Source organism: Pectobacterium quasiaquaticum (assembly GCF_014946775.2).
Lineage (GTDB): Bacteria > Pseudomonadota > Gammaproteobacteria > Enterobacterales > Enterobacteriaceae > Pectobacterium > Pectobacterium aquaticum.
Genome location: NZ_CP065177.1, coordinates 3,692,034 through 3,705,750 on the forward strand (window position 1 = coordinate 3,692,034; position 13,717 = coordinate 3,705,750).

Below are 13,717 nucleotides of genomic sequence, written 5' to 3' on the forward strand. Positions count from 1 at the left end.
ATGACAGACTCCTCCTTCTCCTCCGAGCATACCCTCAGCGAATTACAGACGCTGTGCCGACGTTATCAGGCATTGTTGCTCAGTCTCGATGAACAAACGCTGTCGGTCGCCGTCACGGCCTCCCCTTCTGCAGAGATGATTGCCGCGCTGCGTTTCGCCAGCAATCGCCGAATTATGGTGGAACAGTGGCCACAAGCCAGAATGGAACAGCAGCTTAACCCGGTGAACGCCGTTGCCGAGCCCGCAGAAACCTACCATGCCAGCACTCATAACAATATTCATAACAACAGCACAGGGCAGCAGGATCATGACGATGACTCCCCTGTTGCACAATTTATCCATCAAACGCTGCGTCTCGCGGTTCAGCGTCGCGCTTCTGATATCCACTTTGAGCCATTACTGGACAGCTATCGCGTACGCTTACGCATTGACGGCGTGCTACAGGCCATATCCGCACCGCCGCCCGAACTGACAAACCGTATTACCGCACGGCTGAAAATCATGGGTAAGCTGAACATCGCTGAACGGCGATTGCCGCAGGACGGCCAATTCAGCCTGACGCTGGATCAACAAGCCTACTCATTACGCATCGCTACGCTGCCCGTACAACAAGGCGAAAAAGTCGTACTGCGTATTCTGCAAACGCACCAGCAGGAGTTAGCACTGGATAAACTCGGGCTAACCGCAAAGGCGTTACAGCAGGTGATTAGCGTGCTGAGCGCCTCACAGGGAATGCTATTAGTCACGGGCCCAACAGGCAGTGGAAAAACCGTCACGCTTTACAGCGCGATACGCTGGCTAAACGAGTGCAGCCGCAATATCTGTAGCGTGGAAGATCCGGTCGAAATTCCCTTGCAGGGCATCAACCAAACGGCAATCAATCCCAAAGCCGAACTGGGCTTCGGCCGAATTTTACGAGCGCTGCTGCGGCAGGATCCAGACGTCATTATGATCGGTGAAATCCGTGACGCTGAAACCGCAGAAATTGCGGTAAAAGCCGCACAAACCGGCCATCTGGTCATGTCAACGCTGCATACCAATTCTGCCGTAGAAACGTTAACTCGCCTCAGTCATCTGGGCATCCCCGGTTACCTGTTAGCTGCGGCGCTAAAACTCATCATCGCACAACGCCTTGTACGTCGGTTATGCCCGCACTGTAAAACCCCAGGGGAACCACTACTTTCACTACCAAACAACGTATGGCAAGGGCCACTGCAACATTGGCAAGCCCGCGGCTGTAGCCACTGTTTTTCTGGCTACTATGGTCGCGTCGCGCTCTATGAATTGTTGCCTATCACGCCAGATTTTCAGGCAGCGCTAGCGGGCAACGCCAGCACAGGGGAATTATCTGCACTCTCTCGCCATGCCGGTTTTCCAACGTTGCTGGCTGCAGGGCTTGGGTTGGTCAACGACGGCCTGACCTCACTTGCTGAAGTCTACCGTGTGGTGGGCGATGAGAGGTCAATGAATCAGGAGGCGAAATGAGGCTACAACGCTTATATCACTGGCAGGCCATCACGTCCGAGGGCGAATTTATCGATGGAGAACTCATTAGCACACATCGCCAGCACGCCTATGCCAGCCTGATTGCACAGGGTTACCAACCGCTTCTCGTAAAAGCCAGCCATTACCTGTCGCTACGCTACTGGAAACGTGAACAGCTAGGTGAGTTAATCAAACAGCTTGCTGCCCTGCTACAAGCTGGATTACCACTGCTGGAAGCATTAAAACTAGTATCGGAACAGCACGAGCGCCCCGGCTGGCGCTGCGTATTACGGGATGTTCGTACCCACGTTGCTCAGGGAAGCTCACTGTCTGAAGCACTACAGGAATATCCTCACATCTTTCCCGTTCTGTATCGTTCCCTCATTGCCGTCGGCGAGCTAACCGGCAAGCTGGACGCATGCTGTCTACAGCTCGCCAAGCAGCAAGAAAAACAGTCCAGGCTGCAACAGAAAGTCATCAAAGCGTTACGCTATCCCTGCTTTGTTTTAGCCATCGCCATGCTAGTCAGTATGATGATGTTAACGCTGGTTCTTCCCGAGTTTGCATCGCTCTATTCCTCGTTCGATACGCCGTTGCCGTGGTTTACCCGGCAATTGCTTTATCTGGCAGAGGTCATATCTGACTACGGATTCATTGGGGTGCTGGTACTTAGCAGTTTGATAGTGGGGTACGCCCGCTTGAGGCAGAAACGGCCATTGTGGAAAACCCGAGAGCAAGAATGGCTGCTGAAGCTTCCTATCGTATCCAGCCTGTTACGCGGCAAATCGCTGAACCAGATATTCCATATTCTCGCCATGACGCAACATGCTGGCTTGACGCTCCCGGAAGGGCTGGATGCCGCCGCGACGATCCGTCACCCACTTTATCAGGCCGCAATTCAACAAATACAGGCGCAGCTGCATCAGGGGACGTCGCTATACCATGCCACACAGCATCACGCCATACTGTTCCCTGCGCCCTGTCCGCAACTGATCCGCGTGGGGGAAGAAACCGGTGCGTTGGATGCGATCTTTACACAACTGGCAGAATGGCATGAAGGTCGGGTACAACAGCAGGCAGACATGATGACACAAACGCTGGAACCGTTGTTGATGATGGTCGTCGGGGGAATGGTCGGGGCGCTGGTGATTGGCATGTATTTGCCTATCTTCCAGTTGGGGAATGTATTGGCCGGTGCCTGAACCGGCCAATACAACATACAAACCAATACAACATACAAACAGCGACAAACTACGCCGTATGCACCGTCGCTAGCAGCGGACGGAAAGACGGCGCGTAACAGCGGCAATTACCCGTTGAAAATACGGTTTTCCTGCTCGGCTACGCGGATAAACGTTGTACGCTTTGTCAGCTCTTTCAAACGGGATGCACCAACATAGGTACAGGCCGAGCGCAGGCCGCCAAGAATATCGCGCACGGTATTGTCTACCGGACCGCGCAGAGGCAACTTCACGGTTTTTCCTTCTGCGGCACGGTATTCCGCCACGCCGCCAACGTGACGCTCCATCGCAGAGGCGGAACTCATGCCGTAGAACAGCATCATCTTCTCACCGTTTTCTTCAACGATAGTGCCTTCACATTCATCATGTCCTGCCAACATACCGCCCAGCATGACGAAATCGGCTCCGCCACCAAATGCTTTCGCGACATCGCCCGGCATGGCGCATCCGCCATCGCTCACGATTTGCCCACCGAGACCATGTGCTGCATCAGCGCATTCGATCACGGCAGAAAGCTGAGGGTAACCTACACCCGTTTTAACGCGCGTCGTGCAGACAGAACCGGGGCCAATACCAACTTTCACGATATCCGCGCCGGAGAGGATAAGCTCTTCCACCATTTCACCAGTCACGACGTTTCCAGCACAGATAACTTTGTCTGGGCAAGCCTCGCGTGCTTTTTGCAGGAACGTGACGAAGTGCTCGGAATAACCATTGGCGACATCGATACAGATAAATTTCAGCTCAGGCGACAGCGCCAAGATTTGCTTTAACTTGATGAAATCAGCCTCAGATGTCCCAGTCGAGACCATGACATGGCGCAATACCGATGCTGGTGTGCGTTGCACAAATTGAGACCATTGTTCGACAGAGTAGTGTTTATGCACAGCCGTCAGAACATCAAAAGAGGCCAGGACTTCCGCCATACTAAACGTACCCACGGTATCCATATTGGCTGCGATAATCGGTACGCCGGACCAGTTGCCGCCAGCATGGAGGAAGGTGAATTGACGTTCCAGTTCAACGTCGGAGCGGCTTTTCAGCGTCGAACGCTTTGGCCGGATGAGAACGTCTTTAAAGCCTAACTTTAAATCTTCTTCAATACGCATGAGGTTCGAGTTCCTGGTTAATGACGGCGGAATACTCAGTATCGTTACTGAGCATAATCATTTCTGAAAAAATAATGCCCTTTACCAGTGACGTTATCATACGCAGGAATAATCCTGCGGCAAGACTGCGATTTTCACTTTATTTGGGATAAAATCAGAGAAATTTACCTATCACCCAGCAAGTGATAACGTGAAGCACACTGCGGTTGATACCTGATTGACTTCAGGGGGGCGGGAAGATATTCCTCACCCTTGAAAATAGTAGAAATGTTAACTTTTCAACACGGGTGCAATGACATACATCGTAGCCTTAACGGGCGGTATCGGCAGCGGAAAAAGCACCGTAGCTGATGAATTTGCCAAATTAGGGGCCACCATCGTTGATGCGGATATTATCGCGCGTCAGGTAGTCGAGCCTGGGGAACCCGCACTGGATGCCATCAGGCTCCGGTTTGGCGACGCTATGCTCAATACTAATGGTTCATTGAACCGTGCCGCACTACGCCAACGGATTTTCTCCTCACCAGAGGAGAAACAGTGGCTGAATAATTTACTCCATCCGTTGATCCACCAAGAAACACAGGCCCAGTTTCAGGCTGCATCCGCACCGTACATTCTGTGGGTCGTCCCCTTACTGGTGGAGAATGGTTTACAGCAGCGGGCACAGCGTATTCTGGTCGTTGATGTAGACAAAGAAACACAGCTTGCACGTACGCTGGCCCGCGATGGCATCAGCCAGCAACAAGCAGAAAACATACTGGCAGCACAGGCTACCCGAGAACAGCGCCTGGCTTATGCCGATGATATTATTGATAACAGTCGCTGCCCAAACGAGCTGGCTCCACAGGTTGCGGAATTACACCGCCAGTACCTGGAGCTTGCCGCCTCCGCAGCCGACAGGATGACTAAGAATGAGTGACGCCCCCTCAACGATTTTATTCGAATACCCGCTAAACGAAAAAACACGTACCTGGTTGCGTATCGAATCATTATTGCAGCAGTTACATCAAAACCACTCCCTGACCGATATGGGAGGCGCTCTAACATTTTTTCGTGCTATCGCCGAACTGCTCGATGTTCTGGAACGTGGAGATGTACGTACCGAGCTGCTGAAAGAACTGGAACGGCAACAGCAAAAACTGCTGCAATGGAGTGATGTACCGGGCGTTGACATGGAGCGCATCCATACGTTGAGACGCCAGTTGAAAGATCTGGCCAGTACGTTGATGGCCGCACAACGAATGGGGCAATTCTTACGGGAAGATCGCCTGATTGGCATGGTACGCCAGCGGCTTGGTATTCCCGGCGGGTGCTGTAGTTTCGATCTGCCCACTCTGCATAGCTGGCTGCACCAGCCTCAGGAACTGCGTGAGAAATTGGTTTCCGGCTGGCTTAACTCCTTATCACCGCTCAAACAAGCGTTGGACATGATCCTGGAACTGATCCGCCATTCTGGCACGTTCCGCCCACAGACCAGCCTGAACGGTTTTTTCCAGGACAATGCCTCCGATGCTGACCTGCTACGTTTGCGCCTTGAACAGGAACATCAACTCTATCCGCAGATATCAGGCCATAAGACACGCTATGCCATCCGTTTCCTGCCATTAGATAGCGAAAACGGCCACATTCCTCCGCGTTTAACATTTGAACTGGCCTGCTGCTAGACTCAGCCCTGACAAACCAAAATGCGTTAAGTACCCAATATGTGTTAAGTAACAAATAGAGTGAAAAAGAATCTTATGACAACAGAAATTACGACGGTGAAATGCCCAACTTGCAAGCAGGCGGTCATCTGGGATGAAACTAGCATCTATCGCCCATTTTGCAGCAAACGTTGTCAACTCATCGATTTGGGTGAATGGGCTGATGAAGAAAAGCGCATTCCAAGTGATGATATGGTTTCTGATAGTGAAGACTGGAGCGAAACGCAGTAACAACCACGTTTCGCGATAGCGGTTTTCAGGCAGGTAACGTTAGATTAAAGCGATTTCAGCCAGTGGATCATTTCTGCATTTGCTGGCGGAAATTCTTCCTCACATAATTCTTCTACGCTCACCCAACGAGATTCCTGGCCTTCCCGACCATAGGGTTCCCCCTGCCACGTTTCAACCAGAAAGAAATGAAGCGTGATGATTCTCTCCGGCGTAGAAAACGCTTTGTTGTTTAGCGGCTGTGGTGCGCTGGCTTCGATACCCGTTTCTTCACGCAATTCACGAATCAGCGCCAGCTCTGGCGTTTCGCCTTCTTCAATTTTACCGCCGGGAAATTCCCACATCCCTGCCATATGAACGCCATCAGGGCGGCGAGCAATGAAATATTGCTGATCCGCATTGCGGATGATGCCTACCGCGACAGATAACTTTTTTTGCGTCATGACACTTCCTATCAGGTTCTTATCAAGTAAAAGGCGGTCAATGACCGCCTTTTACTTATCACATGTTAATCACTGGATTCAGCAGTCAATTATTTCTGTAAGCGGCCGTGGCACTGCTTATATTTCTTGCCTGAACCACATGGGCAAGGATCGTTACGCCCAATTTTACGGTCTGCCTGCGCCGGTGAACCGGTATTCAGGCCATCTTCTTCCTGATGGCTAAACTGCTGCTGCTGCGCCAAACGATCAGCTTCTTCACGGCGTTGCTGCTCCAGCGCTTCGATTTCTTCCGGCATTCTCACCTGAACTTTGCTCAGCGTACTGATCACTTCATATTTCAGTGATTCCAGCATCGCGGCAAACATAGAGAACGACTCACGCTTATATTCTTGTTTCGGATCTTTCTGTGCATAGCCACGCAGATGAATGCCCTGACGCAGGTAATCCATTGCCGCCAGATGCTCTTTCCACAAGGAATCCAGCGTCTGCAGCATCACGCCTTTCTCGAAGTTGCGCATGACTTCCGTGCCAACCACTTCTTCTTTGCGATGATAAACCTCAAGCGCGTGCTGGAAAATACGTTCACGCAGCGTTTCTTCGTGCAGCTCAGGCTCTTTATCCAGCCACGCCTTGATCGGCATATCCAGATCGAAGTCGTTCTTCAAGCGCTGTTCCAGACCTTCCGTATCCCACATTTCTTCCAGAGATTCAGGTGGAATATAGCTGTCGATAGTCGCTTTAAACACATCCTCACGAATACTGGTTATGGTTTCACTGATATCGGACACATCCAGCAGTTCGTTACGCTGTGTGTAGATCGCACGACGTTGGTCGTTCGCCACATCATCGTATTCCAGCAGTTGTTTACGAATATCAAAGTTACGGCTTTCCACTTTACGCTGTGCGTTAGCAATCGCCTTGGTGACCCACGGGTGCTCAATCGCTTCGCCCGGTTTCATACCCAGCTTGCGCATCATGTTGGAAACGCGATCGGAGGCAAAAATACGCATCAGCGCATCTTCCATCGACAGATAGAAGCGTGATGAACCCGCATCCCCCTGACGGCCGGAGCGACCACGCAGTTGGTTATCGATACGGCGAGACTCATGGCGCTCTGTACCAATAATGTGCAAACCACCCGCTGCCAATACAGCATCATGGCGCACTTTCCAGGCCGCTTTGATTTCTGCAATTTGCGCATCATCCGGGTTTTCCAGATGGGCAACTTCGGCCTGCCAGCTACCGCCCAATACGATGTCTGTACCACGACCGGCCATGTTAGTCGCGATAGTGACCGCACCAGACTGACCCGCCTGCGCAACGATGTCCGCTTCCATGGCGTGGAATTTCGCATTCAACACATTGTGTTTGATCCCCGCTTTTTCGAGCGCCTGAGAAACCACTTCGGATTTCTCGATGGAAATCGTACCGACCAGAATAGGCTGGCCTTTTACGGAACGGTCTTTGATATCTTCAATGATGGCATCGATTTTTTCCTGCTCGGTCATGTAGACCAGGTCAGGCAAGTCTTTACGAACCATCGGACGGTTGGTCGGCACCACAATCGTATCCAGCTTATAGATAGAGCTGAATTCGAATGCTTCGGTATCTGCCGTACCGGTCATCCCTGCCAGTTTTTCATACAGGCGGAAGTAATTCTGGAAGGTAATGGAAGCCAGCGTCTGGTTTTCATTCTGAATGGCCACCTTCTCTTTCGCTTCCACAGCTTGATGCAAGCCATCGGACCAGCGACGCCCCTGCATGGTACGGCCAGTATGTTCGTCGACGATGATCACTTCACCGTCTTTCACAATGTAGTCCACATCGCGGGTAAACAGCACGTGCGCACGCAGCGCAGCGGTAACATGGTGCATCAGCATGATGTTCGTCGGCGAGTACAGTGATTCGCCCTCCTCCATAATGCCTTCCCGCACCAGCAGTTCTTCTACCAGAACCAGACCACGCTCGGTGAGGTTAACCTGACGCGCTTTCTCATCAACAGAGAAGTGGCCTTCGCCGTGGAAGGTATCCGAATCGTCTTTCTCCTGACGGATCAGGTGAGGGATGATTTTATTGACGCTGATATAAAGCTCAGAGCTGTCTTCAGCCGGGCCAGAAATGATCAGCGGCGTACGTGCTTCATCGATCAGGATGGAGTCAACCTCATCCACCAGCGCGTAGTATAATTTACGCTGCACGCGCTCTTCTGGGCTGAACGCCATGTTGTCACGCAGGTAGTCAAAACCGTATTCGTTATTGGTACCATAAGTGATGTCTGCCGCATAGGCTTCACGCTTCGCTGGAGCAGGCATTCCCGGCAGGTTGATACCAACGCTCAGGCCAAGGAATTCAAACAACGGACGGTTATTTTCGGCATCACGCTGTGCCAGATAATCGTTCACGGTAACTACGTGTACGCCACGACCAGTCAGCGCATTCAGGTACGCAGGCAGCGTTGCCGTCAGCGTTTTACCTTCACCAGTGCGCATCTCCGCGATACAGCGTTCATTGAGTACCATACCGCCGAGAAGCTGCACGTCGAAGTGGCGCATACCAAATACACGTTTACTGGATTCACGCACCACGGCGAAGGCTTCCGGCAGCAGGTTCTCCAGAGACTCACCTTTTTCCAGACGGGCACGGAACTCCTGCGTTTTCGCTTGCAGTTCCTCATCTGAAAGTTTTTCCATTTCTGGCTCTAAACGACCAATAACATCAACATTTTTACGCATACGACGCAGCGTACGATCGTTACGGCTACCAAAAATTTTGGTTAGGATATTCATGACCATAATAGTTTTAATCTCACAAGTGCCACGTATCCAGTGGCAACACAACATCGAAAAACTGAGAAACTCAGCAAAAACGAGAGTAATTTCTTCAGCTAATTATCCACTACACTTTCAACTGAGAAGAGAGGGCCCTGCACGGATGCCGCGGATTTGGGCAAGCCAGATACCGATTTGATGGTATGCCTGAAGATAAAAAGTGACGCGCCCAGCATGCGGGGAGATCACAAAGGGATGGTGGGAATCCTGCGTCAGCAACGCATTTAGCGTATCCAGCAAAACCAGAGAATGAGGTTGAAGATCGTCAACTTGCTGGGCACTAGCCGCCTGTGGCGTCGTCAACGCAAAAGAAAGGTGGCGAATTACCGTACGAATCGCATGCTGGTGCCAGTAGTCAACGCTGTAGGACGAGCGCCGATGCGCTTCTTTCAGCGCGACCAGATCGGTAAGGTTCAGCGATACGTTATTCTGGCGACTCACGCTGGAGCTTGAATTAGGGAGTGAAGCGATATCCTGTGAGTCGTTCAGGCTTGTCGGCAGGCCAAAACTCGCCGCGACCATCCCTAATAAGAGATGCGGCCAAAAATAACGTCTGCCAAATTGTCGCCAACGATTTAGAATACCAATCACGAGTAACATCCACCGGAGCCAAGTCTATGCGTGATAGCCGCCCACAATCACTGGAATTTCTGTTTGATAACGCATCCATGTCGGGTAAAGGCCCGCTACAAGATGTGCAACAGCGCGCTATCGCCTTATTAAAACTCAACCGTGCCGTACGCGGGTTATTGCCTGCACCGTTGCACCCATGGTGCCGCGTCGCTAATTACCGGCAAGGTTTACTGATACTGGAAACCGCCAACGCCAGTTGGTTGATGCGGTTACGTTACGAACAACCTGCATTACTCTCTGCATTACGCGCACAAATATTACCATCATTGGCTTCAATCGACATCAGGATTAATCCAACGCTTGCCGCAAAAGGACATGAAATCGTGAAAAATAGTGACATTACAGCGACGGAAAATCCCCATGACAAACCGTTGCGTCAGTTGAGTGAACAAAGTGCGGAGACATTGAGGACATTAGCAGGCAACAGCCCAGAAAAACTCAGAAAGATATTAGAACGACTGGCTTCTCTGGCCGGAGAGAGTACCAGTAAAACCAGTCGTAATAAGAAGTGATTACTTCAAGTTCAAGCGTTACGCCAGCACGATAGACGGTGCTTTAAATGCCAACGGCATTTCAGCTTCGTCTTCAAAGGTGACGTATTCCCACGCTTCCTGATTTGCCAGCACAGCCTGCAACAGTTTGTTGTTCAGCGCGTGTCCAGACTTAAACGCAGAAAACGCACCGATGATGTTGTAGCCACACATAAACAGGTCACCAATGGCATCCAGCATTTTATGGCGCACAAACTCATCTTCAAAACGCAGACCGTCTTCGTTCAGTACGCGGTAATCATCAACAACGATGGCGCAATCCATACTGCCGCCCAGGCACAACCCACGAGACTGCAAGTATTCGATATCGCGCATGAAGCCGAATGTACGCGCACGGCTGATCTGACGAACAAACGCATCAGCGGAGAAATCCAAACGATAACGCTGGTTGCCTGCATCAATCGCCGGGTGGTTGAAATCGATAGTGAAATCCAAACTGAAGCCGTTAAACGGTTTCATCTCGGCCCACTTGTCGCCATCTTCAACACGAACAGGCTGTTTGATACGTACGAATTTCTTGGCACAATTCAGCTCTTCGATACCCGCATCTAACAACAGGTAAACGAACGGGCTAGCGCTGCCATCCATGATTGGAATTTCCGGCGCGTCAACATCAATGACAATATTGTCAATGCCCAACCCTGCAAGCGCAGCGTTAAGATGCTCCACCGTAGAAATACGGACGTCATGCTCATTAACTAGGCAAGTACAGAGCATGGTATCACGCACGGATTTTGCATCAGCCGGAAAATCAACCGGGGGATTCAAGTCTGTGCGGCGATAGATGACCCCGGTATTTGCCGGTGCAGGACGCATGGTCAACGTGACCTTCTTGCCGGTATGTAACCCGACACCAGTCGCCTGAACAATACGTTTTAATGTACGTTGTTTGATCATCATTTTATCTCGCATGTTACTGAACCTACCGACCTAGTATACACCAGGCTCGGTGGCACAGTTTAGCACAAAGAGCGGAGATTCCAACGTTATCTGGCAGCAAATTAGTCTGCCTGCTTACGCAGAAACGCTGGGATATCGAGATAGTCTGGCTCTTTATTCGTCTGCGGATTCGGGTCGTTAACCACTTTAGCAGCCGGTTTTTCCTGCGCCAGTGGAGTCATACCATGTTGCTGATAACGATGATCCATCACAGGCTGGCTGGCCTGCTTGTTCGTCACCAGAGTAATCTCAGGACGCTTGTCCATGCCGATACCCGTCGCAACAACCGTGACACGCAGTTCATCATTCATTTCCGGGTCAAGCGACGTACCGATGACGACTGTCGCATTATCAGACGCGAATGCACGGATGGTGTTACCTACAGTCTCAAACTCATCCAAACGCAGGTCAAAGCCCGCCGTGATGTTGACCAACACGCCACGCGCGCCGGACAGATCGATATCTTCCAACAGTGGGCTAGAGATCGCCATTTCAGCCGCTTCTTCTGCACGGTCTTCACCACGCGCAACACCGGAACCCATCATGGCATAACCCATTTCGGACATCACGGTACGCACGTCTGCAAAGTCGACGTTCATCAGGCCCGGACGTGTGATCAGTTCGGCAATACCCTGCACCGCGCCTTTCAGTACATCGTTTGCAGCGCCAAATGCATCCAGCAGGGAGATACCGCGTCCCAACACTTTCAACAGTTTGTCGTTTGGAATGGTGATCAGCGAGTCGACGTGCTTAGACAGCTCGGCGATACCCTGCTCCGCAAATGCCATACGCTTTTTGCCTTCAAAGTTGAAAGGCTTGGTCACGACAGCGACGGTCAGAATGCCCAGGTCTTTTGCAACTTCGGCAACAACTGGCGCAGCCCCTGTACCTGTACCACCGCCCATACCTGCGGCGATAAACACCATGTCCGCACCTTCCAGTGCTGAACGCAGTGCTTCACGATCTTCTTCAGCCGAATTACGGCCAACTTCGGGGTTAGCGCCTGCACCCAGACCTTTCGTGATGCCACTGCCGATCTGAATCGTCTGGCCAACAGCCGTTTTGCGTAATGCCTGCGCATCCGTGTTGACCGCGAAGAATTCGACGCCTTCGATGCGCTCACGCACCATGTGTTCGACGGCATTACCACCGCCGCCACCGACGCCGATGACTTTAATCACCGCGTCGTTGGTTAATTCCATTGGTTCAAACATAATTTCTCTCCGTTTGTGCCTGTAACTGCGAGATCATAAAACTGTGCCAAGTGATCTCTTTGATAAAATTAAAATTCTTTCCTCAACCAGCTGTTGATTCTCTTGAACCAGTTGCTCACTGAGGCACGTTTTTCGACTTCATGCTCACCACCCAGATGAGATTCTTTTCCGTAATGCAGCAACCCAACCGCCGTTGAGTAATAAGGCTCTTGGGCATAATCCGTCAGCCCTGTTATATTCATTGGTTGTCCAATACGCACCTGTGTATGGAACACACGCTGCGCACAGGCCGCCAGACCGTCTATTTGCGCGGCACCGCCGGTCAGCACGATCCCTGCCGCCAGATGGTGTTTCACGCCTTGTTGACGCAACTGCTCCTGCAACTGTAAAAGTTCATCGTTCACCAAGTTCAACAGCTCGGTGTAACGTGGTTCAATCACTTCCGCTAATGTCTGCCTTTGCAGACTTCGGGGTGGACGTCCTCCAACACTCGGGACTTCCACATTCTCATCTTTGCCGACGATCGCGCCTAATGCACAACCGTAGCGTACCTTGATCGCTTCGGCATCCGTCGGCGGCGTGCCAAATGCATAGGCAATATCGCTGGTAACTACATTGCCCGCATACGGAATCACTTTAGTGTGTCGCAATGCACCGCCGGTATAGACCGCAATGTCCATTGTACCGCCGCCGATATCCACAACGCACACACCCAACTCACGTTCGTCTTCAGTCAGAACCGCATAACTGGAAGCCAGTCCCGCAAAAATCAGTTGGTCGACCTTTAAACCGCAGCGTTCAACGGCTTTAACAATGTTCTTCGCCATATCGTTATGGCAGGTTATCAGGTGGACTTTCGCCTGCATGCGCACGCCGGATAAGCCAACTGGGTTTTTAATCCCTTCCTGATAATCGATCGCGTACTCCTGTGGAATCACATGGAGAACACGATGTTCATCACGCACGCGCACAGATTTAGCGGTATGCACCACGCTTTCCACATCGTCCTGTGTCACTTCTTCTTCTGAAATAGGCACCATCCCTATTTCATTCTGGCAACTGATGTGTTTTCCCGACAGCGCCAGATACACGGAGGAGATCTGGCAGTCTGCCATCAACTCAGCCTGATCAATAGCGCGCTGCACACATTTAACGACCGATTCCAGATCGTTTACGCCGCCTTTATCCATACCGCGTGACGGGCAACTGCCTACGCCAATAATGTTGACCATGCCGTCGGGCAGAACTTCCCCTACCAGCGCAGCCACTTTTGCTGTACCGATTTCCAGCCCAACTACCAGTTTTCTGTCCGTCGACTTGATCATTGTTGTTTAGCCTGTGCC

General features: G+C 51.5%; 13 protein-coding genes. 6 read left to right on the forward strand and 7 right to left on the reverse strand.

Translation table 11 applies throughout. From position 1 onward, the window contains the following. Both gspE and hofC read left to right on the forward strand, forming a co-directional pair. Positions 1-1,485 (forward strand): type II secretion system protein GspE, encoded by a 1,485-nt coding sequence (gspE, locus tag IG609_RS16885; protein ID WP_193398272.1) that lies wholly within the window; start codon positions 1-3, stop codon positions 1,483-1,485. Continuing rightward, positions 1,482-2,687 carry a protein transport protein HofC gene (hofC, locus tag IG609_RS16890; RefSeq protein WP_193398271.1) on the forward strand — a complete coding sequence of 402 codons (1,206 nt, stop codon included), beginning with the start codon at positions 1,482-1,484 and terminating at the stop codon, positions 2,685-2,687. Before gspE ends, hofC begins: the two co-directional genes overlap by 4 nt. A gap of 107 nt (positions 2,688-2,794) precedes the next feature. On the opposite strand, the gene IG609_RS16895 is transcribed toward hofC, so the two are convergent. Then, positions 2,795-3,835, reverse strand: coding sequence for a GMP reductase (locus IG609_RS16895; RefSeq protein WP_010681506.1), 1,041 nt, complete (start codon positions 3,833-3,835; stop codon positions 2,795-2,797). Positions 3,836-4,127: 292 nt separating this feature from the next. Between IG609_RS16895 and coaE the strand changes: the two genes are divergently transcribed. The 3 genes from coaE to yacG all read left to right on the forward strand — a co-directional run bounded on the left by coaE (position 4,128) and on the right by yacG (position 5,769). Beyond that, a complete protein-coding gene (coaE, locus tag IG609_RS16900) occupies positions 4,128-4,754 on the forward strand; it encodes a dephospho-CoA kinase (RefSeq protein ID WP_193398270.1) in 627 nt (208 codons plus the stop codon). Further along, a complete protein-coding gene (gene zapD / locus IG609_RS16905) occupies positions 4,747-5,499 on the forward strand; it encodes a cell division protein ZapD (RefSeq protein ID WP_193398269.1) in 753 nt (250 codons plus the stop codon). Before coaE ends, zapD begins: the two co-directional genes overlap by 8 nt. A 75-nt stretch (positions 5,500-5,574) precedes the next feature. After that, positions 5,575-5,769, forward strand: a complete 195-nt coding sequence (yacG, locus tag IG609_RS16910; RefSeq protein ID WP_039483526.1) for a DNA gyrase inhibitor YacG — start codon at positions 5,575-5,577, stop codon at positions 5,767-5,769. 44 nt (positions 5,770-5,813) lie between these two features. Here yacG and mutT read toward each other — a convergent pair whose 3' ends face one another. The 3 genes from mutT to secM all read right to left on the reverse strand — a co-directional run bounded on the left by mutT (position 5,814) and on the right by secM (position 9,628). Further along, positions 5,814-6,209, reverse strand: coding sequence for an 8-oxo-dGTP diphosphatase MutT (mutT, locus tag IG609_RS16915; protein WP_193398268.1), 396 nt, complete (start codon positions 6,207-6,209; stop codon positions 5,814-5,816). Between the two features lie 89 nt (positions 6,210-6,298). Further along, positions 6,299-9,001 (reverse strand): preprotein translocase subunit SecA, encoded by a 2,703-nt coding sequence (gene secA / locus IG609_RS16920; RefSeq protein WP_193398267.1) that lies wholly within the window; start codon positions 8,999-9,001, stop codon positions 6,299-6,301. A 111-nt stretch (positions 9,002-9,112) separates the two neighbouring features. Continuing rightward, complete coding sequence (gene secM / locus IG609_RS16925; RefSeq protein ID WP_193398266.1) at positions 9,113-9,628, reverse strand: secA translation cis-regulator SecM; 516 nt, start codon at positions 9,626-9,628, stop codon at positions 9,113-9,115. Between the two features lie 26 nt (positions 9,629-9,654). Here secM and IG609_RS16930 point away from each other — a divergent pair, with 26 nt between their 5' ends. Next, positions 9,655-10,182 carry a DUF721 domain-containing protein gene (locus IG609_RS16930; protein WP_193398265.1) on the forward strand — a complete coding sequence of 176 codons (528 nt, stop codon included), beginning with the start codon at positions 9,655-9,657 and terminating at the stop codon, positions 10,180-10,182. 18 nt (positions 10,183-10,200) lie between these two features. On the opposite strand, the gene lpxC is transcribed toward IG609_RS16930, so the two are convergent. The 3 genes from lpxC to ftsA all read right to left on the reverse strand — a co-directional run bounded on the left by lpxC (position 10,201) and on the right by ftsA (position 13,699). Further along, on the reverse strand, positions 10,201-11,118 hold the full coding sequence (gene lpxC / locus IG609_RS16935) for a UDP-3-O-acyl-N-acetylglucosamine deacetylase (protein WP_039490971.1): 918 nt from the start codon (positions 11,116-11,118) through the stop codon (positions 10,201-10,203). Positions 11,119-11,222: 104 nt separating this feature from the next. Then, positions 11,223-12,374, reverse strand: coding sequence for a cell division protein FtsZ (gene ftsZ / locus IG609_RS16940; protein ID WP_116163731.1), 1,152 nt, complete (start codon positions 12,372-12,374; stop codon positions 11,223-11,225). Positions 12,375-12,442: 68 nt separating this feature from the next. After that, positions 12,443-13,699 carry a cell division protein FtsA gene (ftsA, locus tag IG609_RS16945; protein WP_102117354.1) on the reverse strand — a complete coding sequence of 419 codons (1,257 nt, stop codon included), beginning with the start codon at positions 13,697-13,699 and terminating at the stop codon, positions 12,443-12,445. Positions 13,700-13,717: the final 18 nt, after the last annotated feature.

Coding starts and splice junctions, on each gene's coding strand:
- gspE (WP_193398272.1), top strand. CDS start 1: ATGACAGACTCCTCCTTCTCCTCCGAGCATACCCTCAGCGAATTACAG.
- hofC (WP_193398271.1), top strand. CDS start 1,482: ATGAGGCTACAACGCTTATATCACTGGCAGGCCATCACGTCCGAGGGC.
- IG609_RS16895 (WP_010681506.1), bottom strand. CDS start 3,835: ATGCGTATTGAAGAAGATTTAAAGTTAGGCTTTAAAGACGTTCTCATC.
- coaE (WP_193398270.1), top strand. CDS start 4,128: ATGACATACATCGTAGCCTTAACGGGCGGTATCGGCAGCGGAAAAAGC.
- zapD (WP_193398269.1), top strand. CDS start 4,747: ATGAGTGACGCCCCCTCAACGATTTTATTCGAATACCCGCTAAACGAA.
- yacG (WP_039483526.1), top strand. CDS start 5,575: ATGACAACAGAAATTACGACGGTGAAATGCCCAACTTGCAAGCAGGCG.
- mutT (WP_193398268.1), bottom strand. CDS start 6,209: ATGACGCAAAAAAAGTTATCTGTCGCGGTAGGCATCATCCGCAATGCG.
- secA (WP_193398267.1), bottom strand. CDS start 9,001: ATGGTCATGAATATCCTAACCAAAATTTTTGGTAGCCGTAACGATCGT.
- IG609_RS16930 (WP_193398265.1), top strand. CDS start 9,655: ATGCGTGATAGCCGCCCACAATCACTGGAATTTCTGTTTGATAACGCA.
- lpxC (WP_039490971.1), bottom strand. CDS start 11,118: ATGATCAAACAACGTACATTAAAACGTATTGTTCAGGCGACTGGTGTC.
- ftsZ (WP_116163731.1), bottom strand. CDS start 12,374: ATGTTTGAACCAATGGAATTAACCAACGACGCGGTGATTAAAGTCATC.
- ftsA (WP_102117354.1), bottom strand. CDS start 13,699: ATGATCAAGTCGACGGACAGAAAACTGGTAGTTGGGCTGGAAATCGGT.